Raw genomic sequence first — 20,775 nt, 5'->3', positions numbered from 1 at the left:
ACGAAACCGCCCAATCGACCGATAACGCTGTTATTTTGTCGCGTGTCGGACAACGACTCGACGCCCTGTCGCCCGGGTTCCGTCGAGCGCGGCCCGGCAGATGGCGCGGAAAGCGTTGGCCCGCGCGGTATTCGGTAGGGGGACGTGCATGGCACAGGTTCACGAGGAACTCGGCTGCTACCTGCTCGCGGGCGCCGGGGGCGCCGGACCCGCGACGCTGATCCACGAGGCCGAACAGGCCGAGGAGCTCGGCATCGGCACGGCGTTCATCTCCGAACGGTGGAACGTCAAGGAGGCGTCGTCCCTGGTCGGCGCGGCCTGTGCGGTGACCACACGGATGCGAATCGCCACCGCCGCGACCAATTGCAACACCCGGCACCCGCTGGTCACCGCCTCGTGGGCCACGACCATGCACCGGTTGTCCGGCGGCAGATTCACCCTCGGCATCGGTCGCGGGGTGGCGCCGATCTACGCGGCGTTCGGCATTCCCGAGGTGACCACCGCGCACATGGAGGACTGGGCGCGCGTCACCCGGCGACTGTGGCGCGGGGAGACGATCATCGGCCACGACGGCCCGATGGGCCGCTACCCCGTGCTGTTCCTGGACGCCGACTTCGACGAGGACATCCCACTGGCCCTGGTCGCGTTCGGGCCGCGCACCCTCGCCCTGGGCGGGCGCGTGTTCGATGACGTCATCCTGCACACCTACTTCCCGCCCGAAACCCTGACCCGCTGCGTGGCGACGGTGAAACGGGCGGCCGAGCAGGCCGGTCGCGACCCCGACTCGGTCCGGGTGTGGTCGTGCCTGGCCACGGTCGGCGATCACCTGCCCGAGGCCGACCGTCTGCGCAAGACGGTCGGCCGGCTGGCCACGTACCTGCAGGGCTACGGCGACCTGATGGTTCGCACCAACGACTGGGATCCCGCTGTGCTGCAGCGGTTTCGAGACGATCCCGTGGTGGGCTCCGTGCCGGGCGCCATCGACGCGAAGGCCACCGTGGACCAGCTCGAGCACATCGCCGGCCTGCTGCCCGGCGACTGGCTCGCGGCGGCGGCCACCGGATCCCCCGCCCGGTGCGTGGCACGGATCCGCGACGAGTTCGCCTACGGCGCGGATCGGGTCATCCTGCACGGTGCGAGCCCGGACGAACTCGCACCGGTGCTCGCCGAGTACGGATCGCCGGACAGCTGACTCCGATTCCCCTGCCGCTCAGCCGTCTACGGCGAGTTCACCCGCACGGCGCAGTTCGTCGGCCAGCTCCTCCCGCTGGTCCGCGCTCAGCTCCAGCCCGCGCACCCGGTTCAGCAGGGTGGCGGCGAATCCCCTGTCGCCCTGGCGGATCGCCACGTCGGCACGCAGTACGAGCAGCTGCACCAGCTGTACCGCGGTGGGCTCTTCGTCGGTGCGGCCCAGCGCTCGGTCCAAAACCTTGACCGCCGCTTCCAGGTCCTGCTTGGAGTCGGCGAAGAGCGCGCCCATATGCACTGCCCGCGCGAAGGTTTCGCGCGGGACGGGCCGATGCGATTGGTCGGCGCTGATCGCCTGGCAGATCTGCAGGGTGTTGCCGCCGGGGTCGATCAGCAGGAACTGCCGCACGCCGTAGGTCATGTCCTGCAGCGAACCCACCCGCGGCGTCCCCTCGAGCGGCACTCGCCCGTAGCGGGCCACCAGCGCCTCGGTGAACACGGCATACAGGTGGTCGACCCGCTCGGTGTGCACGACACAACCGTGTGTCGAGGTCGCCGGGTCGAAGTGCCTGTCCCCGTGGAAATTCAACTCGATGCCGCCGCGCCGGACGCTCAGGAACCGGTAGGGCGAGGTCTGCTGGAAGGTGATCTCGAACCCGAGCGCGGTGTAGAACTCCGCCACCGGTTCCACGTCGCGGGCCTTGAGCCCGGGGATTGTTCTCTCGGTCATCTGCTCGAAGGTAGAGACCGGATCCGGGATCGGCACATGGGTGTGAGAAGAACTGTATTTGCTGGTCAGCGACAGAAAATTGCTATCTGGAGGCCGATATCCGACCTGCCGCGCACGCCGATCGGCGACGTGCTGACAGGTCTCACACGGATCGAACCGCGCCGACGCGCCATCGGGTGAAGGCGGGTCGCGGCCGTGCCGGGTCCACGAACTCCGAGCCCGCTCCTCCGTGCGGCGTCCAGCCGGTGCGCAGCTACCGATTCACCTCGATTATGTAATTGACTGTTCCACCTCGCGCCCTCGACTCACCGATGACATTCAGACGCGCATTCCACGTCTCGTCGCATGAAACCGCCTGTATCGGGTCACTTCAAGTAGGCATCGGCACCTAGCGAACCCGAGCGAAGCAGAGAATGTTCTTGATGATTCTTCATTGAACTCCGCACCCGCGAGAGGCGATCCGGGTATGACAGGAGGGACGTCCGGGTTCCGGACGCACCCCACGAAGGGAGCCGCCGTGCAGAACCGACCGTCTGCAGCCGATCTGCTCGAATCGCTGGCCGAGTTGCTGGAGGACACGCTGCTTCCGGCCCTGCCACCGGAGCTGCGGCACCGAGCGCGGGTGGGTGCGAATCTGGCCCGAATCCTGCGGCGCGAAGTCGAACTCGGCCCCGACGCGGCCCGCCGGGAAGTCGAACTGCTCGCCTCGGTACGCGATGACGACGATGCGGCACTGTGGCAGGCACTGACGGAGACCGTGCGCGCCGATCTGACGATCGCCAAACCCGGCTACGACGGCTGGGCCGGCGAATGAACGCCGACCCGACCGCGGGCCTGGCCGGATTTCTCACCGAATCCCTCGCCGCACCGGTGCGGATCACCGATCTCGAGATCCTGTCCGCGGGCGCTCGCCGACGCAATGTCGCCTTCCGCGCACACACGGCGGCCGACAGCCGCGCCTTGATCGCGACGATCGTTCCGCCCGCGGTCGAGCTCATGCCCGTCGACGCCGAGGCCGCGGTGCGGGAAACCGCACGCGCCCATGGCGTTCCGGTCCCGGAAGTGGTGGCGGTGTGCGCGGACCGAACCGTCATCGGCGAGCCGTTCCTGATTTCGGAGTTCGTGGCCGGGGAGACCGTGCCACGCAAGGTTCTGCGGCTGGTCGCGGCGACCGGAAGCGCGGCGACGGTCGCCCATCGGTGGGGCGAGGCGATGGGCAGACTGCACGCGGTCGATCCCGCCGACGTCCCGGACACCGTGCCGTCCGCGGGTCCCGATCCTGCCGCCGGAGCCTTGGCCGACGCCGAGCGCGGGGTGCGCGAGCTGCTCGGCGACCGGCCGGTCTTCGCGCTGGCGCTGCGCTGGCTCGAACGCGCACTGCCCGGCCCGCCGCCGCGCCCCGCACTGCTGCACACCGATATGCGCAACGGGAACCTCATCGTCGACGAGACCGGGCTGCGCGCGGTGCTGGACTGGGAAGGCGCTCAGCGCCATGGCGATCCGATGCGGGACGCGGCGTGGCCCGCCCTGCGGATGTGGCGATTTCGACAGGACGCCCACGAGTTCGGCGGCATCGCCGACCGCTCGGCCTTCGTGCGCGGATACGAGTCCACCGGAGCGACATTCGATGTGGAGCGATTCCGCTGGTGGAAGGTGATGGGCACCCTGTCCTGGGGCGTCGGGCTGGCCGCACAGGCCGCCGCGCACGTGGACGGAACCGTCCGCGACATCGTCATGGCCGCCAGTGGGCGCCGGGTGTCGGAGATCGAATGGGACCTGCTCATGCAGATCCGACCGGACTCGAAACAGTAGGAGACAGAGTGGATTTCGAACTGCCGGCCGACCTGACCGCGTACCTGGGGGAATTGGATTCCTTCATCGACACCCAGATCACGCCGCTCGAGCAACAGCACGACAACGTACGCTTCTTCGACCATCGCCGAGAAGACGCGCGCACCGACTGGGACCGCGGCGGTCTGCCCGCTGCCGACTGGGAGCAGCTGCTCGCCGAAGCGCGCAGACTGGCCGATGCGGCCGGGCACTACCGCTACGCTTTCCCCCGGGAATTCGGCGGCCGGGACGGAACCAACCTCGCCATGGCGGTGATTCGCGAGCATCTGGCCCGGCGGGGTCTGGGCCTGCACTGCGACCTGCAGAACGAGCACGCCGTCGTCGCCAACAACGTGGGTCTGTTGCTCATGCTCGAGTACGGCTCCCCGGAGCAACGGGAACAGTGGGTGGACGGTCTGGCCGCCGGCACCGCGTTCTTCGCGTTCGGTATCACCGAACCCGATCACGGCTCCGACGCCACGCACATGGAGACGACCGCCGTTCGGGACGGTGACGACTGGATCATCAACGGCGCCAAGACCTGGAACACCGGGGTGCATCTGGCCACCGCGGACCTCATCTTCGCGCGCACCTCGGGCCGGGCAGGCGACGGCCACGGCATCACCGCTTTCCTGGTGCCCACCGACGCCCCCGGTTTCCGCGTCGAGGAGTACCTGTGGACGTTCAATATGCCGACCGATCACGCGCGCATCTCACTGACCGATGTGCGCGTACCGGATTCGACGATCTTCGGATCCGAAGGCCGCGGCCTGGGCGTGGTGCAGCACTTCTTCAACGAGAACCGCATCCGGCAGGCCGCCTCCAGCCTCGGTGCGGCCCAGTACTGTATCGATCAGGCGGTGGCATACGCGAAGGAGCGCAAGCCTTTCGGAAAGCCACTGGCGTCCAATCAAGCCATTCAGTTCCCGCTGGTGGAGCTGCACACCCAGTGCGAGATGCTCCGGGCGCTCATTCACAAGACCGCGTGGACGATGGACACCCACGGCACGTTCGCGGCCTCGGAGCAGGTGTCGATGTGCAACTACTGGGCGAACCGGCTGTGCTGCGCCGCCGCGGATCAGGCCATGCAGGTCCACGGCGGGCTCGGATACTCCCGGCACAAGCCGTTCGAGCACATCTACCGCCATCATCGCCGGTACCGGATCACCGAGGGCGCCGAAGAGATTCAGATGCGGCGCGTCGCGGGTTATCTGTTCGGATTCATGGAACGCGCTGCGGTCAAAGGGATTTGACGTTCGGTGCGCAGCCTGGGCCACGCCGAGCAGGGATACACCGGTCCCACGCGTCAACCGATCGCTTCGCGCAGCGCGCGGAACTCAGCGGCGAGGGCATCGAGGGTGTAATGGGCGTTGAGGCCGCTGGGGTTGGGCAGGACCCAGATCGCGGTGTCGCCGATGCGCTCGGGTTGGGGGCCGATCGTGGTGCGCGGGCGGCCGAAGGCCGTGCGGTAGGCGCCGATCCCGAGCACGGCCAGCACCCCGGGTGTGAAGCGCTCGACCCGATCTACCAGATCCTTTCCGCCGGCGCGCAATTCGTCCGCGGTCAGCTCGTCCGCCTTGGCGGTCGTGCGCGCCGCCACGTTGGTGATGCCCAAGCCCAACCCGAGCAGCTCCTGCTGCTCGTCGGGTCGAAACTGGCGCGGGGTGAAACCGGATCGGTGCAGGGCGGGCCAGAACCGATTGCCGGGACGGGCGAAGTGGTTCCCGGTGGCGCCGGACCACAGTCCGGGATTTATTCCGCAGAACAGCACCCGGAGCCCGGGTCCGATCACGCTGGGAATGGTGGTGTCCTGCGCCGCGGCCAGGTCCGCGGGCGACGGCCGAGCTGGGGATCCGGAAGCCATACGCCCAGTCTGCCCATGTACCGGCCACCCGGGACCGGCGGGGCTCGCGAACCGCGACGCGCTCCTGGGTATCACGGGGACAGTCGCGGCCGGGCCGGCGATCCCCCAGTACCGCCGGAACCGGTCCGCGAACTGTCGACACCGCGCCACGACCGGTTCTCGCATCTGCCCTGCGACTCGTCGTGAACGCTGACTTCGCGCACTGCGCGGCGGTCGCGAACGACCATCACTATGTTAGTACATATTCCGGGCAGAATCGGCTACTGATCCTGTTCATTGTTCACTTCGACGGATATATGTGTCTGTCCGTTCCATCAACATCGACGCAATCGGAGCGGTCGTCGTAGCCGTGGCCGTGGCACAGCCCGTCCTCACCCCTCGAAACATCGAGCGGGAGGACCGGCTGCGCGCGAGGGGCTTTCGTGCCCCCGAGGTCACCAGTTGTAGGCGAAGGCGTTGAGGTCGTCCAGATTCTGCTGCGCCAGGCCGGTATTGGCGTCGGCCGCGGCGATCGCGGCCCCGGCGGCCGCTCCCGCGCCCGCGCCGATCGCCGTACCGATCGCGGCGGTGGTGGCGGTCACCGGAACGCCGGCCACGACCGCCAGCCCGGCGCCGAGTCCCGCGCCCGCCAGCGCACCGGCGCCCGCGCCGACCGCGGGGCCGGCCACCGCGCCGATCGCCGCTCCCGCCGCGCCCCCGGCGACACCGCCGATCATGCAGCCCGCGATCGGAATCGGCGTTCCGGCAATGCATCCCGCCGCGGCACCGGCCGTCGCACCGATGACCGGGCCCGCCGCCAGGCCGGCGGCGGCTCCCGCCGCGGCGCCGACGCCCGCTCCGGTGGCGGCCGAAGCCGCACCGGCCGCGGTGGTGATTCCGACGCCCACCGCGGTTCCGATGATCGCGCCCGTCGCCGCGCCTTCGGCCGAACCGTGCGCGGCGCCGTCGAGCGCGGCCGCGCCGATGAGGTCGCGACGGCGCTGGTCGACCAGCGCGAAGTCCTCGGGATCGATGGCGGGGGTGTCCGGGGAACCCGGCCGGAAGTTGGGGAACTCCGCGGCCGGATCGACGGGCGCCTGCTGATCGACCACTTCGGCGACGGGAGCCGCCGCGGGCGGCGCGTCGATCTCGGTCGCGGTCGCGGTGGCGGCTGCCACGGTCATCGCCATCGCGGCTCCGGTCACGGCGGTGAAGAGTGTGAATCCCTTGGTGCGCATGAGCCTGTGTCTCCTCGAATTCTTTCAACGATTTACATTCTCAACCCTGACACGATGCTGGTCATTTGACCATTGTGATGGGTATCAACGTGCCACATTCCTAGAAATATGAATTCGATCCGGAACTATTTACGTCGGCGCTTCCCGGAGAATTCCCTCCGTTCCAACCCCGCGCCACAAACGTTGCCCCGCTGTTACCCCATGGCGTCGGCTCGAGAGCTTCGAACGATGAAACTTCCTGTTCAGAGGAACTTTTCGTAGGGACCGTGGGCGAGAACACGGGCGAGTCCTCTTTGCAACTTCGTACGACAGTGTCGAACGGTGAGGGTATTTTCAGACTTGTCGAACGAGTAGATTGGGATAGCCAGGTCCCTACGCCAAATTGCGCATAGGCCTATTCTCCTGGCATTCAATGACGCCGTAGCTAATTCGAAAACACGCCGTGCGCGGCGAAATTCGGGCATCGTCCACGGCCACCGGGTGGCGAGCGAATGGCCACCGGCCGCGCACCTCACACCGGGGTCAATTCGGAGAGATCGGCGAGGGCACCTCGAACGACCCGCTGCGATGGAACTCGTACAGGTGGGGTGCGATGCTGTGCCGGCTCGGCAGGTGCAGGGCCAGCGCGTGCAGGCAGCCCGCGAGGTAGGGCATCTCGAAGGTGTCGTTGAACGCCCGCGCGCCCATCGCCTCGATCAGGTTCGACGTGATGCGGGACAGGTTGTCCCGCAGCGCGCAGCGAATGTGCATGACGCGGGCCGCCGAGGCGGTGTCGCGGCGACCGGCGTCGAACTCGCGACAGCTGAGAAGCAGTGCGCTCCACGCCGATTCCACCGCGGCGGCGGCCGAGACGAACGGTGCGGGATCGCGGCCGGAGACGTCGAGTACCCGCTGCATGAGCGCGGTCGCCATGCCGAGGTAGGACGCAATCACCAGCATCGAGGACCACAGCTGGGCGATGCGTTCGATGTCGGCGTGACGCTCGGGCCCGATCCCGGTCAGGACGGCCGAGGCCAGGACATCGGTGAGGACGATCTCCTCGGTTTCGGTGGCGCGCAGCAGCGGGCTGTTCCAGGATCGCCGCATCCGCAGGCCGGGAGTACCGGCGGCGACCAGCGCGATGCTCAGACTCCCGTCCTGGGTGCCGTTGGGGCACAACAGAATATCCATCGACCGCGCCATCGAGCAGGGGTGTACGTAGCCGCTGACGAGATGCCGGTCCGCGTCCACGCGCACGCCGGCGGTCCGGGGCAGGGTTCGCCCGCTGCCGGGGATGTCGTCGACGAAGCCCGAGGTGACGAGCGCGCCCGCGGCGATCAGGAACTGGACCGCCTCGCCCTCGGCCGCCGGCGCGGTGGCGGCGAGTTCGATGAGCGCCGCCAGGGACATGTGATGGAAGGACGAGGCGACGGCGAGCGAAGGGGCGCGCGAGCCGATCGCCCGATAGATGTACGCCATGTCCTCGGCCGAAGCACCTACTCCCCCTGCGCTTTCGGCGACGATGAGCCCGGTCGCCCCGCACTCCTTGAACATGCGCAACGCCCCGCCGTCCGGCCGTTCGAGCTCTTCCACACTCGCTCCGTGCAGAAAGTCCGCCAGCTCCGGGTGGAACCCGCGCAGTATCCGCCAGGCCGGGGCCAGGAGATCGTTGGCGGCGAAGGAAGGCTCGGGCATGGGCGCTACTTCCGGACGATAGGCGAACTGGACTACGGCGCCGCGGTTCTCAACGCTCGTGTGCGGTCGCAAGTGCGGCGAGCTGCGCGAGGGTTCTGTCGAGTTCGTCGCGCCCGCGCTCTTCGAGAGCCTGTGCGACAGCGCGTTTCATCGAGGGAGCGGTGAAGATGCTGCCCGCGGTGATCGTGACCCCGGTACCGGTGCGATGGAACCAGTAGTCGAACTCGCACCGCAGTCCGGTGTGTGCCCTGCCCTGCAACACGATTCGATCGGGTTCCCGGTACACCGGGATCGTCCATTCGACCTCGGCCGTGACACCGAACAGCAGCACTTCGGATCGAAGCGTCCCCCCGCCGACGAGCGTGTCCGGCGGACGCCCGACGAAATCGTGATGCAGGGTGAACCAGTGTGCCCACGTCATCGGCCGGATGATGGTGTCGAACAGGGCTTCCGGGGTGCCCGGCACTTCCTTGATCATCGTGAAGGCTCCCAAACCCGGTCCTTTGCGCGAGACGGTGACGGCGCTCCCCGATGCACCGACAGTGCCGGCCGATGCCGACCGGTACGCCACCGCCGGCTTCCGGCCATCGCCGCACGGAGATGCAGAGGCGGGTGGGCCTGCGTGGCGCAGGGGTGTAGTGGGTAACTGGCCACGCAGGGTTTCCCCCATGACTCGCCCTATGAGACGGCCTGCGGTGGGGTACGGACCGCAGGGCGTCGGGCGAGGGTCCGGCACACGAGCTGAGCAAACAGAGAGATCTCGTGTGCCGAACACGTATTAACATACACCACAGTATGCGCACGTCAAGTTGCTGTTTAAGCCAGAATCACCCTGAACTTATTGCTCAGGCAGGGCGGCGTTCACCCGACCCGCGCTACCCGCGCACGTGATCTCCGACAGCAGATCCAGGGTGTGGGCGAGCTCGGCGCGGCCGTGGTCCTCGAGGGCCGCGGAGTGCTCCGGGGTGAACTCGGGACCGGTGAAGACGCCGCCGATCGTGAGGGTGGTGCCCGCCTCGGACGGGCGCAGCCAATAGGTGAACTCGCTGCGCGCCCCGCCGCTTCCGCTGCCGAGCAGCACCATACGGAAGGGGGCGTCGAGCACCTCCACGGTCCACTCGAGCTCATCGTCCGCGCCGAGGAGGGTCACCCGCGAGAGCAGGGTCGCCCCTTCACTCAGCAGCTCGGGTGGCTCGCGCACGAATCCGCGATGAATGCTGAACCAGCGGTGCCAGGTGGCCGGGCGAACGATCGTGTCGAAAACGGCTTCCGGACCGCAGGGCATTTCCCTGCTCATCACCAGAGAACCCATGGGACGCTTCCCCTCCCGCGTGAATGAACAACTCCGAACAGCCCGGCGCACCGGCGTACCGGCACCCGCACCACTCTCACCGGCGAACCACCACGCGCAGCGCCCGAACCACCAGCGCCCGCGTCGCGCGCGCCCCCGTGTACGCGGCGCCTATAGCGCCCAGCACGAGCAGGAACTCGAACACGGTCAGCTCGGTCCCCAGCACCCGGCCCACCAGCCTGCCGCGCGCTCCCCCGCCGGCGACACCGCCCGAACCCACCCCTTGTTCGCGAGTCCGATGAAAACCACTGCGCGACAGCGTCATCGTGGCCAGGTGCGGACCATTGCCGCCGTACACGTGCGGCCTGGTCATCGCGGTCCCCGCCCCGCCCGCTGCGCGCCTCGCATTCTCCGACCCACGCCATGACAGGTTGTCGCATCTACCGTGCGTCTCACCGTGCATGCGAACCTCCCGCGCTCTACTTCATCTCAACGCGGATTATGTTACTCATCATTCCGCTTAGTGGATAAGCATTTCAGCACTTACAGCTCAAGAAACATCACTCAAGTACCCACCGGTTCTGCGAGATCTCGCCTGCGGGATCGTCCGCACTCGCCGGGGCGACACGGCGAAGCTCGACCTGACGCCCGCGGCGAAACCGCGCAGCGCCAACCGATCCGCCTCGCGCACCCGCACTCCGAGCAGCTCCGCGACGCGGTCGTGTTGCATCGCCAGCACGGCGGCCCGCGGCACCCGGCGCACGATCCACGCGTCGGGCCGCAGCACCTGTTCCGCCAGCGCGGCGCCCGCGGGGTCGAGCCGGAGCCGGTCGCGGCACGCGGCATCGAAGTACTCCGTGAACTCCTCCCACGTGGCGGGTAGCGAACGGTCGCTCACTCCGTGACCGCGATACCACGTACAGCACTCGTCGTAGAACCGTGCGCGTTCTCCCGCGGGGATCGCGGGCCCGAAGATCTCCGACGCCTTCATCAGCGCGTCGACATAGGTCGCGTGCTGGAACAGGAACACCTCCGGATTCAGCGCGTGATACCGCCGCCCGCCCGCGTCGAGCCCTTTGACGTGCTCGTGTGCGTGCTGGATGACCGGCCGCATGTCGCGCTCCGCGTGCGCCATGTAGATCATCTGGTTGATCGTGCGTTTCTTGTGCTCCCACAGGCGATTCGGAGCGTGCTCGGCCAGTGCGGCCGCGATCGCGGGCTCGAGCACCTGCAGTCCGACCGCCCTGGGCAGCATCAGCAGGAATCGACGATCACCCAGGTGCCGGCGCAGCCGCGCGCCGGCACGAGGCGCTTCCACCATGTACCCCTCCAGACATGTGAATGGCTCATAACTTAGATCGCAGATTCGCGACCGTCAACACGGGTCAAGCCAGCTCTGGGTCAGAAAAATGCCGAGGAAGTCCCGGGCGAATGCGTCTTCCAAATCTCAGAATTATGAGTAACATACGCTGCTGTGCCGCCTCGCCGGAAGCGAGGGGGCGGTGGCAATCGGAGCAACGACGCGACCCAGCCGAGCGGTGATCGCGCACGTGCCCATGCCTGCAAGCATGCGAAAGGACTGTGTCAGATGCTCAAGCGGCTGGATCGACTACTCAGTTACGAGATGAAGGTGTCGGAGTTTCTCGGGACGCTGATCATCATCGGAATCCCGTACGGCCTGATCGGCGTCGTGTGGACGCTCACCCACACCTCGCACCTCAAGGACATGCACGGGGTGGACGTGATCATCTCGTTCCTCGGGTCGATCGTGTGCTGGCCCGTGCTCACTTTCGCGAATGTGTACATGACGTAGATGATGATTCTGGTCTGGCTCATCGACATCCTGGTGATCGGTATCAAGGTCCTCGGTGGGCGTACGCGCGTCAATCCCGTTCTCCGCTACGGCCTGTGGCTCGCGGTGCTGAGCACGGTCGCCGCCGGCATCGCCGCGGTGGGATTTCTGCTCGTGTTCCTGGAGCACTACCTCACCGAGCAGTCGTAGCCCAAACGCTTCAACAACATCCGGAACGATCAGTCACTTGATGCAATCCGCACCTCTTCGCACGCGAGCGGTGCGGATGCCAAGTCGCCCTATATACGCAGTACAAGGCAATCTGACCTGCGTTTCCTCTTCTGCGACCACTCCACACCGCGATTCGAACTGATCGCTTCACAACAAGAACGAGCAGTTACTTAGCACTTGTGCGCCGGTCGCGCCCTGTGTAACACTTCACACGCTTGCAGCCATCGGGCGAACCATTGACGGTCCGTGGCGGCGATGAGCGGCAAGAAAGGATCGTCGGCACGTGACTGCCACCTTGAACAAGAAGCCGACCACCACCGAACCAACCCCGGAACCCGGTGAGCTGGAAAAGCTTTCGGCCAGCGTCACCACACTGTGGCGCAATCACCCGCAACGATCGCTCGAAACCCTCGGCCGCCAAGTGAGTTTGGCCCGGGACGCCTTCGTGCAATTGATCATTTCCCTGATCCGCAGGCGATTCCCGTACCAGGAATTCATCAAACAGTGCGCGTTCATGACGAGCGTGTCCGCGATCCCGACCGTGCTGGTCGCCATTCCCGTCGCGGTCGTCGTGTCGATTCAAATCGGCGCACTGGTCAATCAGGTCGGCGCGACCACCTTCATCGGATCGGTCGCCGGACTCGGCGTCATCCGCCAGGGCGCACCATTGGTGACCTCATTGATGATCGCCGGCGCGGTCGGATCGGCGATCTGCGCCGATCTCGGCTCGCGCACGATCCGCGAAGAAATCGACGCCATGATGGTCATGGGCGTGGACCCGGTCCGCCGGCTGGTCGCTCCCCGATTGGCCGCGGCGGTATTGGTGAGCATGCTGCTGTGCGGGTTCATCGTCTTCGTCGGATTCACGACGGCGTACATCTTCAACATCTACGCCCAGTCGGGCACGCCCGGGTCGTTCATCTCGTCCTTCGCCTCGTTCGCGGTCGCCAACGACCTCATCGTGGCGCTGCTGAAGGCGGCGATCTTCGGCGCGCTGACCGCGATCATCGCCTGCGACATCGGATTACACGCGCACGGCGGCCCCGGCGGTGTCGCCAACGCGGTGAACTCGGCCGTGGTGACCTCCGCGCTCATGCTCTTCGCGACCAACATCATCATCACCCAGCTGTACAACACGATCCTGCCGACGAAGGTGATCTGAGGTGAGTAGCAGTTACACCCCGGCGGCGCTCAAGCCGATCCGGGCGGTGTCCAACGCCGTGGCCGTGCCGGTCCAGGCCAATCAGCGCCTGGGCCACCAGGTCATCACGTTCTTCCAGGCGATGGCCGCAATCCCGTTCGTACTCAAGCACTATCGCAAGGAAGTCGCCCGCCTGACCGCCGACGTCGGCTGGGGCAACGGCTCCCTGATCGTCGGCGGCGGCACGATCGGCATCGTCATCGTGCTCTGCGGATTCGCCGGCATCACCGTCGGCATGGAGTCCTACAGCGCCCTGAACCTGCTCACCATGAGCCCGCTCACCGGCGCGATCTCCGGCTTCGCCACCACCCGCGAACTGGCGCCCATCATCGCCGCGATCGCCTTCGCCATCCAGGCGGGCTGCCGGTTCACCGCGCAACTGGGCGCGATGCGCATCTCCGACGAGATCGACGCGCTGGAATCCATCGCGATCCGGCCGCTGCCCTACCTGATCAGCACCCGCATGATCGCGGCCACGCTGACCATCATCCCGCTGTACAGCGTGGGTCTCGCGGTGGCGTACATGGTCACCAAGCTCACCGTGCTCGTGCTCGGCGGCACCACCACCGGCACCTACGACCACTACTTCTATCAATTCCTGCTCGGCCCGGACGTGTTCTGGTCACTGATCAAAGTCGTCGTGTTCGTGATGACCGCGACCTTCATCCAGTGCTACTACGGCTTCGTCGCCACCGGCGGCCCCGAAGGCGTGGGTGTGGCCGCCGGCCGCGCGATCAAGATGGTCATCGTCGTCACGGTGTTCATCGACCTCTTCCTGACACTCGCCATCTGGGGAATCGACCCCGGTTTCCGGATCTCGGGGTAGCACAATGATTCTCGATCCCAGTGGTCGCGGGCCCAAGGCTCGCGACCTGACCCTGGCGGGCCTGTGCATGCTGCTCGCCCTCACCATGGCGTTGCTGCTGCTGGTGATGCGCTACAACGGGCGCTTCGAGGACAAGGTGCCCGTCACCGCCGTCCTCACCAGCACCGGTGACGGCCTGCCCGCCAATGCCGACGTGAAGTTCCGCGGCATCATCGTGGGCCGGGTCGTCGACGTGGAGATCGCCGCCAAGGGCGCGCGCCAGCAGGCCTCCATCTGGCTCAAACCCGCTCTGGCGGGCACGATTCCGGCGAACGTGACCGCCCGCGTGATCCCGAACAACCTGTTCGGTGTGACCGCGATCGAGCTCGTGGACAACACGCCCACCGGCACCGACAAGCTCAGCTCCGGATCGACCATCGCCGAGGACACCAGCGAGGCGACGATCCAGCTGCAGACCACCCTCAACGTCCTGCGCAACGTGCTGAACAACATTCAGCCCGAGAAGCTCGGCCGCGTCCTCGCCACGCTGTCGGCCGCGCTGGATCCCGGCTCGCGAGTGCCCGGCTCGACGATCGAGCGACTGGACAACTGGCTGACCCAGGTGCACGCCATCGACGGAATCGGCGACATGCTGGGCGATCTCGGCCGCGCGGCCACCGCGCTGAGCCAGTCCGCTCCCGAACTGGTCGGCGTGCTGTCCGAGTCGGTCACCACCGCCCGGACCCTGACCGAGCAGCGCGCGGCCATGGTCGCGCTGCTGACCAACGGCGGCACCGCCATCGACACGGTCAACGGACTGTTCGGCGCCAATCCGGACGCGGGCAAGTTCCTGGTCTCGGGCCTGGACGAGTTGTTCAGCAGCCTGGCCCAGGACCCCGACGCCATCCCCTTCGCGGTCAGCAACCTCAATTCCGCGATCGCGCGATTGCAGACGGTGTTCACCTTCGGCCCCAAGCGCCAGATGGTGTGGAAGATGGACGTGTCGCTGACCCCGTTCCAGCAGTACACCGCCGAGGATTGCCCCACGTACGGTGATCTGCGCGGCCCGCGCTGCGGCGGCTCGACCGTTCCCGATGCCGCGCCGGTCCAGGACTACCCGCAACAGATGCTCCCCCAGCATCTTTCGGCCGCGGGTCCCGCGCCCGTGGTGAGCCTGCCCGGTGTTCCGGCGGTACCCGGTGTCCCGTCCACGGTGCCCGGCGTTCCCGCCGGAACCCAGCTGCTGCCGTCGATTCCGGGCCTGCCGGCCATTCCCGGAATCACCGCCCCGGCCTCGTACACCGCGCCCTCGGGCGGCGGCGCGACGGTTCCGGCCGGGTTGCGCGGTGACGCCGCGATCGCCGCGCTCGTGGGCGGCAAGCCCAACATGGCACAGACCCTGCTGCTCGGTTCGGTGCTGCGCGGCGGCTACCTCGAGGTCTCCGATGCGCCGGAAGGTGGTGCGTGAGTTATGAAGTCACGAAAAGCGCTGATCGGATTCAGCCTCTTCGCCGTGCTGGCGTCGGTGGTGACCTACACCATGTGGTCGACCCTGCACCGCTCGGTCGCCGGGGACACCGAGAACTACTCGGCGGTGTTCTCCGACGTGCTGGGTTTGCGCGTCGGCGATGACATCCGCATGGCCGGCGTCCGCGTCGGCCGCGTGGACAAGATCGACTTCACCGACGGCTACCGCGCCCGGGTCGATTTCCGGATCCAGTCCGATCAGCACCCGACCACGACCACCAAAGCCCTGGTGCGCTACCAGAACCTGATCGGCCAGCGCTACGTCGCGCTGATGCCCGGGGACAAGCCCGGAACGCCGATGGAACCGGGCGATCAGATCCCCATCGAGCAGACCGAACCGTCCTTCGACGTGTCCTCGCTGCTGTCGGGTTTCGAACCGCTGTTCACCGTGCTCCAGCCCGACCAGGTCAACTCGCTGTCGGAGACCCTGGTGCAGGCGCTGCAGGGCAACAACGTCTCGCTCAGCGCGCTGATCACCCAGGCCGCCGAACTCGCCGGCACCTTCGGCCAGCGCGATCAGATCCTCGGTGACGTGCTGACGAACCTGAGCAGCGTCATGGCGGGTCTGGCCAACCGCAGCGGCGAGCTGGAAACCCTGATCACCCAGACGCGTTCGCTCATGCAGGGCCTGTACGCCCAAGGCGACGCGCTCAAGGGCTCGGTGGATCAGATCGCCACCGCGACCGACTCACTGGTGCACATCGTCACCATGGTCAAGCCCGGCCTGGTGCGCGCGCAGAACGACGCGACCGACGGTGTCAGCCTGCTGCTGCTCAACGGCGCCGCGCTCGACGAGGCCGCGATCCAGCTACCCGAGATGCTCAACTCCATCGCGCGATTCTCCAACTACGGCGCCTACGGCAACGCCTACCTGTGCCGCTTGGATGTCTCGCTCTACAACATCCTGCTGCCCCCGGGCCTGTTCTCGCAGGTCGGCGGCAACTCACAGTCGGAGGTATGCCGGTGATCACCCGACTCGGCGAACTCGTCTCCGGTGTGCTGACCAATCGCCACCTGCGCATGGGCCTGCTGGCCGCGGGCCTGGTGGCGGCGCTGCTCGTCGGCTCCATCGCGATCAAGCAGGCCCGCCTGGGCGATATCACCGTCGAAGCCGAATTCGCGCAGGCGGCCGGGCTGCGACCCGGCGCCACGGTCGACGTCTCGGGCATCGAGGTCGGTCAGGTCGGTGCCGTCCGTCTCGAGGGGGACAAGGTGGTGGTCGACCTGCGCGTGCGCCACGACCTGCGCCTGGGAGCCGACGCGCGCGCCGCGGTGAAGATGTCGACCATCCTCGGCCGACTGCACATCGAACTCACCCCCGGCGACGGAAACGGCTTGCCGGACAACCGCATCCGCATCGACCGCACCACGGTCCCGTACAACCTGAGCAAGGTCGTCCAGGATCCGAAGTACCAGAACTCCTTCGAGCGCATCGAGGGCATCGACCCGCAGAAGCTGCGGTCGGCGCTGGACGCGGTCAGTGCGCAGATGGGTGAATCCCCCGAACTCGCGGTGCAGGCCCTGGACAGCATCGGCTCGCTGGCCAAGGTCGTCAACGACCGCCGTGACGCGGTGGACACCCTGCTCAAGAGCATGGACACCGTCTCGCAGCTGGCCGCGGACAACCAGAACAGCGTGCTGGTGCTGCTGACCCAGGGGCAGGCCATCGGCGCCGCCGTGCAGAAGCGGCAGGATCTGCTGCGCTCGCTGCTGGACAACGTCGCCGAGCTCTCCCGCGTGCTGCAGGAGATGGGCCTCGAGAACAACAACCAGATCGGCCCGCTCATCTCGGACCTGAACACCATGTCCGAGGGTCTCGAGAAGAACCGCGACAACCTGGGCCGGCTCTACGAGGTCATGCCCGTGACGCTGCGCCAGTTCAACAACGTCCTCGGCGACGGACCGTACGGAAACGTTTACGCGCCATGGCTTTTCCCGGACAACTGGCTGTGCTTCGCCCAAGCGATTCAGGGGTGCAACTGATGAGAAGCCGTCTCGCCGCCAAACTGGCGACCGTGTGCTGCGCCGCGCTGCTGACGGCGGGCTGCTCGATGCTGCCCAACAGCATCACCGGCGTTCCCAAGCAGTACCTCGGCTCGCAGATGCGGATCAGCGCGGACTTCGAGAACGTCGCCGGGCTCTACGCCGGCAACGAGGTCGCGGTCCTGGGTGTCCCGGTCGGCACCGTCGAATCGGTGACCCCGCGCGGCAGTTACGTCGAGGTGGTGATGAGCATCGAATCCGATGTGCAGATCCCCGCCGACGCGATCGCGGCCCTGGTGAACCCGCAGCTGATCACGAACCGGCACGTCGAGCTCGCACCGGCCTACAACGGCAGCGGCGAGACGCTCGCGCCGAACGCGCACATCCCGTTGCAGCGCACCAGAACACCGGTCGAACTGGACCGGATCCTGGAGAACTTCGATCAGCTCGGTGCGGCGCTCAAGGGCGATAACGAAACCGGGCCGATGGCCAGCCGGGTGCTGTTCCCGCTGCTCAACGGGAACGGTGACCGGCTCCGCGAAACCCTGGACGCGCTGTCCTCGGCGTTCGAGGTGACCTTCGCGAACAAGGACCAGATCGCCAACACGATCATCAAGCTCAACGAGATCACCTCGATCATCGCCCAGAACGATCAGACCGTGCGCGATTTCAGCGGCACCCTGACCCAGCTGGTCGATCTGATGGGCCAGCAGGCCCCCGGTCTGCAGGCGGTGCTCGTCCAGCTGAACGACTTCGTCAACAACACCGCGGCCCTGGTCGGGGACAACCGTGACCAGCTCGCGGGCGCGATGACCCGGTTCGTGAGCATCACCGAACAGATGCGGGCCAACTCGCGCGCGCTCACCGAGATCGTCGACGTCGGACCGCTGATGTTCCAGAACCTGGCCAACGCCACCAGCCGCGAGCACCAGGCGCTGCGCCTGCACGGCCTGCTGGACAAGTCCGTGATCGACGGCGAGATCCTGTCGACGTTCTGCGAACGCGTTCAGATGCGCCTCGACGGCTGCCGCACCGGAAAGATCGCCGACATGGGGCCCGATTTCGGTCTGACCTCTGCCCTGCTCGGCATCACGGAGATGAAATGACACGACTCGCCACATCCGTTGCCGCACTGGGCATCAGCGCGGCCACGCTACTGAGCGCGACCGGGTGCGCGGTGACGGTGAGCAGCATGCCGATGCCCAAACCCGGAATCGGCGCACCCGGCTACACGGTGCACGCCAGCTTCCGCGACGCCCTCAACCTGCCCGACCGCGCCCACGTCAAGATCGGCGGAAGCGACGTCGGCGTGGTCACGAACATCACCTCGACCAACTTCATCGCCAACGTGGAAATGCTGATCCGCGAGGACATTCCGCTGCCGCGCGGCACCACCGTGGAACTGCGCCAGGCCACCCCCCTGGGCGACATGTTCGTGGCCCTGGCGCTGCCCTCGGAGCAGGAGAGCGGTGAACTCCTGCGCGACGGCGACACCATCGGCACCGATCACACCGCCACCGGCGCCTCGGTGGAACAGCTCATGATGTCGATCTCCATGCTGATCAACGGCGGCGGCATCAACCAGGCCGCGCGCATCACCTCCGAGATGAACTCCATGTTCGCCGGCCGCGGTCCGCAGCTCGCCCACCTCATCACCGAGATGACCAGCGTGATCACCGCGCTCAACCAGCGCACCGGCGACCTGGACGGGGTCCTGGGCGGACTCGACGTGCTCACCACCGAATTGGCGAGCCGCAAAGCCGAACTCGGCCAGGCCGCCGACACGTTCCCCGAGCTGATCGGACTCTTCAACGAGAACAATCAGCGCATCGTCGATCTGCTGACGAAGGTCTCGACCACGATGGCCGCGCTCGAGGACTTCAGCAACACCAGCGGCGAGGACTTCGTGAGCCTCTTCGACAGCATCCAGAAACTCATGGCCGGCTTCGCCCAGGCCGACGACCTGACCGCCATGCTCAACGGCCTGAACCAGCTCTCGCCCCGGGTCGTGGCCAGCATGCGCGGTCCGACGCTGGCGGTCTCGGCGACCATCTCGTACCTGAGCCTCGGCGCGCTCACCGATCCCACCGGCAGCCGCCTGCCCGAACTCGGCGACCTGCCCGCGTTCATGGGCAGCTTCATCCAGGTGCTGGAGAAGGTGTTCGGACGACTCAACAGCCCGGTCCAGCCGGTCGTGCCCGACGCGCCCGCGCCCGCGCCCGATGCCGGCCAGGACACCTCCGAGGAGGCACCGCGATGAATCCCCCTCTGTGGCAATGGCTTGTCCGCCGCCGCATTTTCGTCGCCAACATCGGACTGGTCGTGGTGCTGGCGGTCGGATGCGTGTACCTGGCGGCGAATGTGCTGCGGTTCAACCCGATTCCCCACACCTACACCGTCACGGTGATGATGGCGTCCTCCGGCGGACTGGTCGAGGGCAACGACGTGTCCTTCCGCGGCGCGCCCGTCGGCCGGGTCGCGCAGATCCGGGTCGAGGGCGACGGTGTCGCCGCGGTCGCCGAGATCGAGGACACCGTCAAGATCCCCGAGGGCGGCACGGTCTCGGTGGGCAGGCTGTCCGCAGCGGGCGAGCAGTTCCTGGACTTCCGCCCCGACGCCGATTCCGGCCCGTACCTGCTCGACGGCGCGGTCGTGGACCGTACGCGCACAACGACTCCCGTGCAGATGCAGTCGGTGCTGTCCAACCTCGCCGGCTTCATCGGCGGCATGAACCCCGACCGGCTCACCGTGATCGTCGACGAACTCGACAAAGCGCTGGCCGGTGGCCCGGACAAACTGCGGAACATGATCTCGGGCCTGAGCCGGGCCATGTCGGGGCTGACCGATCTGCTGCCCCAAACTCGGCAGCTGCTCGAGAACCTGATGGTGATCGGTGAGACCACCTCGCACGCGCAGCCGGACCTGGGCACCATCACCGCGGCCGGCACCGCGCTGTTCGCCCAGTTCACCGCCGCCGATGCCGAGCTGCGGAGCCTGCTCACCAACGGCCCCGGGCATCTGTCCACGATCGACGGGTTCATCAGCGAAACACAGGACCCCATCACGAATCTCGTGACGAACTTCGTCGCCATCACCAAGGCCGCGAAGCTGCGCGCCCCGGCCATCGCCGCGTTGTTCCCCGCCCTGCGCGCGGGGTCCGAGGCGGTCGGCATTCCCGCGCACGACGGCGCGTATCACACGCTCGTGGATCCCTGGCCGCGGCCGTGGTGCGAATACGAGACCATCCCCGTCGCCCCCGCCGAGGTTCAGGTCGATACCCGGGTGCGGCTCTACAACTACTGCGTGACCAGCAATCCCGCGCTGCAGGTCCGCGGTTCGGCCAACGCACCGCGCCCGAACGTGCCCGACAACGGCGCCGACATCCCCGACGGCGCGGACCCGAACGCGTTGTCCCAGCCCGTTCCGGCGAGATAGGAGAAGG

22 protein-coding genes are annotated in these 20,775 nt (G+C 67.2%); 14 read left to right on the top strand and 8 right to left on the bottom strand.

Annotated elements, in window-relative coordinates:
* Nucleotides 1-148: 148 nt before the first annotated feature.
* Nucleotides 149-1,192, top strand: a complete 1,044-nt coding sequence (locus ACWIGI_RS35065; protein ID WP_454207727.1) for a TIGR03857 family LLM class F420-dependent oxidoreductase — start codon at nt 149-151, stop codon at nt 1,190-1,192.
* 18 nt (nt 1,193-1,210) lie between these two features.
* On the opposite strand, the gene ACWIGI_RS35060 is transcribed toward ACWIGI_RS35065, so the two are convergent.
* Nucleotides 1,211-1,918 carry a VOC family protein gene (locus tag ACWIGI_RS35060; RefSeq protein ID WP_454207725.1) on the bottom strand — a complete coding sequence of 236 codons (708 nt, stop codon included), beginning with the start codon at nt 1,916-1,918 and terminating at the stop codon, nt 1,211-1,213.
* Nucleotides 1,919-2,435: 517 nt separating this feature from the next.
* On the opposite strand from ACWIGI_RS35060, the gene ACWIGI_RS35055 reads away from it, so the two are divergent.
* Genes ACWIGI_RS35055 through ACWIGI_RS35045 form a run of 3 tightly spaced genes read left to right on the top strand, consistent with a single transcriptional unit; the run spans nt 2,436 to nt 5,001 of the window.
* The gene (locus tag ACWIGI_RS35055; protein WP_454207723.1) at nt 2,436-2,732 is read left to right on the top strand and encodes a DUF6285 domain-containing protein; all 297 of its coding nucleotides are present in this window, start codon (nt 2,436-2,438) and stop codon (nt 2,730-2,732) included.
* On the top strand, nt 2,729-3,730 hold the full coding sequence (locus tag ACWIGI_RS35050; protein ID WP_454207721.1) for a phosphotransferase family protein: 1,002 nt from the start codon (nt 2,729-2,731) through the stop codon (nt 3,728-3,730). The genes ACWIGI_RS35055 and ACWIGI_RS35050 overlap by 4 nt, the downstream gene beginning before the upstream one ends.
* 8 nt (nt 3,731-3,738) lie before the next feature.
* Complete coding sequence (locus ACWIGI_RS35045; RefSeq protein WP_454207719.1) at nt 3,739-5,001, top strand: acyl-CoA dehydrogenase family protein; 1,263 nt, start codon at nt 3,739-3,741, stop codon at nt 4,999-5,001.
* Between the two features lie 53 nt (nt 5,002-5,054).
* On the opposite strand, the gene mug is transcribed toward ACWIGI_RS35045, so the two are convergent.
* From mug to ACWIGI_RS35010, 7 genes are all read right to left on the bottom strand, one after another.
* Nucleotides 5,055-5,612, bottom strand: coding sequence for a G/U mismatch-specific DNA glycosylase (gene mug, locus ACWIGI_RS35040; RefSeq protein WP_454207717.1), 558 nt, complete (start codon nt 5,610-5,612; stop codon nt 5,055-5,057).
* 434 nt (nt 5,613-6,046) lie between these two features.
* Nucleotides 6,047-6,829, bottom strand: coding sequence for a hypothetical protein (locus ACWIGI_RS35035; RefSeq protein ID WP_454207716.1), 783 nt, complete (start codon nt 6,827-6,829; stop codon nt 6,047-6,049).
* Between the two features lie 522 nt (nt 6,830-7,351).
* On the bottom strand, nt 7,352-8,503 hold the full coding sequence (locus tag ACWIGI_RS35030) for a hypothetical protein (protein ID WP_454207714.1): 1,152 nt from the start codon (nt 8,501-8,503) through the stop codon (nt 7,352-7,354).
* A gap of 49 nt (nt 8,504-8,552) precedes the next feature.
* Nucleotides 8,553-9,173: a hypothetical protein gene (locus tag ACWIGI_RS35025; protein ID WP_454207712.1), complete on the bottom strand. Its 621-nt coding sequence runs from the start codon at nt 9,171-9,173 to the stop codon at nt 8,553-8,555.
* 168 nt (nt 9,174-9,341) lie between these two features.
* Complete coding sequence (locus tag ACWIGI_RS35020; RefSeq protein WP_454207711.1) at nt 9,342-9,815, bottom strand: SRPBCC family protein; 474 nt, start codon at nt 9,813-9,815, stop codon at nt 9,342-9,344.
* A gap of 76 nt (nt 9,816-9,891) precedes the next feature.
* The gene (locus ACWIGI_RS35015; protein WP_454207709.1) at nt 9,892-10,167 is read right to left on the bottom strand and encodes a hypothetical protein; all 276 of its coding nucleotides are present in this window, start codon (nt 10,165-10,167) and stop codon (nt 9,892-9,894) included.
* 177 nt (nt 10,168-10,344) lie between these two features.
* The gene (locus ACWIGI_RS35010) at nt 10,345-11,115 is read right to left on the bottom strand and encodes an oxygenase MpaB family protein (protein ID WP_454207708.1); all 771 of its coding nucleotides are present in this window, start codon (nt 11,113-11,115) and stop codon (nt 10,345-10,347) included.
* A gap of 267 nt (nt 11,116-11,382) precedes the next feature.
* Here ACWIGI_RS35010 and ACWIGI_RS35005 point away from each other — a divergent pair, with 267 nt between their 5' ends.
* From ACWIGI_RS35005 to ACWIGI_RS34960, 10 genes are all read left to right on the top strand, one after another.
* Complete coding sequence (locus ACWIGI_RS35005) at nt 11,383-11,607, top strand: hypothetical protein (RefSeq protein ID WP_454207706.1); 225 nt, start codon at nt 11,383-11,385, stop codon at nt 11,605-11,607.
* Nucleotides 11,608-11,796: a hypothetical protein gene (locus ACWIGI_RS35000; RefSeq protein WP_454207704.1), complete on the top strand. Its 189-nt coding sequence runs from the start codon at nt 11,608-11,610 to the stop codon at nt 11,794-11,796. It abuts the gene before it with no gap.
* Between the two features lie 364 nt (nt 11,797-12,160).
* On the top strand, nt 12,161-12,979 hold the full coding sequence (locus tag ACWIGI_RS34995) for an MlaE family ABC transporter permease (RefSeq protein WP_454207806.1): 819 nt from the start codon (nt 12,161-12,163) through the stop codon (nt 12,977-12,979).
* Nucleotide 12,980: 1 nt separating this feature from the next.
* The gene (locus ACWIGI_RS34990; protein ID WP_454207702.1) at nt 12,981-13,844 is read left to right on the top strand and encodes an ABC transporter permease; all 864 of its coding nucleotides are present in this window, start codon (nt 12,981-12,983) and stop codon (nt 13,842-13,844) included.
* Between the two features lie 4 nt (nt 13,845-13,848).
* Nucleotides 13,849-15,291 carry an MCE family protein gene (locus ACWIGI_RS34985; protein ID WP_454207701.1) on the top strand — a complete coding sequence of 481 codons (1,443 nt, stop codon included), beginning with the start codon at nt 13,849-13,851 and terminating at the stop codon, nt 15,289-15,291.
* 3 nt (nt 15,292-15,294) lie between these two features.
* On the top strand, nt 15,295-16,317 hold the full coding sequence (locus tag ACWIGI_RS34980) for an MlaD family protein (RefSeq protein WP_454207699.1): 1,023 nt from the start codon (nt 15,295-15,297) through the stop codon (nt 16,315-16,317).
* Nucleotides 16,308-17,333: an MCE family protein gene (locus tag ACWIGI_RS34975; RefSeq protein ID WP_454207697.1), complete on the top strand. Its 1,026-nt coding sequence runs from the start codon at nt 16,308-16,310 to the stop codon at nt 17,331-17,333. The genes ACWIGI_RS34980 and ACWIGI_RS34975 overlap by 10 nt, the downstream gene beginning before the upstream one ends.
* On the top strand, nt 17,333-18,439 hold the full coding sequence (locus ACWIGI_RS34970; RefSeq protein WP_454207695.1) for an MCE family protein: 1,107 nt from the start codon (nt 17,333-17,335) through the stop codon (nt 18,437-18,439). Before ACWIGI_RS34975 ends, ACWIGI_RS34970 begins: the two co-directional genes overlap by 1 nt.
* Entirely contained in the window at nt 18,436-19,593 is a 1,158-nt protein-coding gene (locus tag ACWIGI_RS34965) for an MCE family protein (RefSeq protein WP_454207694.1), read from the top strand. The genes ACWIGI_RS34970 and ACWIGI_RS34965 overlap by 4 nt, the downstream gene beginning before the upstream one ends.
* The gene (locus tag ACWIGI_RS34960) at nt 19,590-20,768 is read left to right on the top strand and encodes an MCE family protein (protein WP_454207692.1); all 1,179 of its coding nucleotides are present in this window, start codon (nt 19,590-19,592) and stop codon (nt 20,766-20,768) included. The genes ACWIGI_RS34965 and ACWIGI_RS34960 overlap by 4 nt, the downstream gene beginning before the upstream one ends.
* Nucleotides 20,769-20,775 lie beyond the last annotated feature (7 nt).

This window comes from Nocardia sp. NPDC055321, from assembly GCF_053645575.1.
This window is presented reverse-complemented; position numbering and strand designations above follow the sequence as displayed.

Coding starts and splice junctions, on each gene's coding strand:
- ACWIGI_RS35010 (WP_454207708.1), bottom strand. CDS start 11,115: ATGGTGGAAGCGCCTCGTGCCGGCGCGCGGCTGCGCCGGCACCTGGGT.
- ACWIGI_RS34975 (WP_454207697.1), top strand. CDS start 16,308: ATGCCGGTGATCACCCGACTCGGCGAACTCGTCTCCGGTGTGCTGACC.
- ACWIGI_RS35005 (WP_454207706.1), top strand. CDS start 11,383: ATGCTCAAGCGGCTGGATCGACTACTCAGTTACGAGATGAAGGTGTCG.
- ACWIGI_RS35000 (WP_454207704.1), top strand. CDS start 11,608: ATGATGATTCTGGTCTGGCTCATCGACATCCTGGTGATCGGTATCAAG.
- ACWIGI_RS34985 (WP_454207701.1), top strand. CDS start 13,849: ATGATTCTCGATCCCAGTGGTCGCGGGCCCAAGGCTCGCGACCTGACC.
- ACWIGI_RS35025 (WP_454207712.1), bottom strand. CDS start 9,173: ATGGGGGAAACCCTGCGTGGCCAGTTACCCACTACACCCCTGCGCCAC.
- ACWIGI_RS35015 (WP_454207709.1), bottom strand. CDS start 10,167: ATGACCAGGCCGCACGTGTACGGCGGCAATGGTCCGCACCTGGCCACG.
- ACWIGI_RS35035 (WP_454207716.1), bottom strand. CDS start 6,829: ATGCGCACCAAGGGATTCACACTCTTCACCGCCGTGACCGGAGCCGCG.
- ACWIGI_RS34965 (WP_454207694.1), top strand. CDS start 18,436: ATGACACGACTCGCCACATCCGTTGCCGCACTGGGCATCAGCGCGGCC.
- ACWIGI_RS34970 (WP_454207695.1), top strand. CDS start 17,333: ATGAGAAGCCGTCTCGCCGCCAAACTGGCGACCGTGTGCTGCGCCGCG.
- ACWIGI_RS35030 (WP_454207714.1), bottom strand. CDS start 8,503: ATGCCCGAGCCTTCCTTCGCCGCCAACGATCTCCTGGCCCCGGCCTGG.
- ACWIGI_RS35020 (WP_454207711.1), bottom strand. CDS start 9,815: ATGGGTTCTCTGGTGATGAGCAGGGAAATGCCCTGCGGTCCGGAAGCC.
- ACWIGI_RS35065 (WP_454207727.1), top strand. CDS start 149: ATGGCACAGGTTCACGAGGAACTCGGCTGCTACCTGCTCGCGGGCGCC.
- ACWIGI_RS35060 (WP_454207725.1), bottom strand. CDS start 1,918: ATGACCGAGAGAACAATCCCCGGGCTCAAGGCCCGCGACGTGGAACCG.
- ACWIGI_RS34980 (WP_454207699.1), top strand. CDS start 15,295: ATGAAGTCACGAAAAGCGCTGATCGGATTCAGCCTCTTCGCCGTGCTG.
- ACWIGI_RS34960 (WP_454207692.1), top strand. CDS start 19,590: ATGAATCCCCCTCTGTGGCAATGGCTTGTCCGCCGCCGCATTTTCGTC.
- ACWIGI_RS35050 (WP_454207721.1), top strand. CDS start 2,729: ATGAACGCCGACCCGACCGCGGGCCTGGCCGGATTTCTCACCGAATCC.
- mug (WP_454207717.1), bottom strand. CDS start 5,612: ATGGCTTCCGGATCCCCAGCTCGGCCGTCGCCCGCGGACCTGGCCGCG.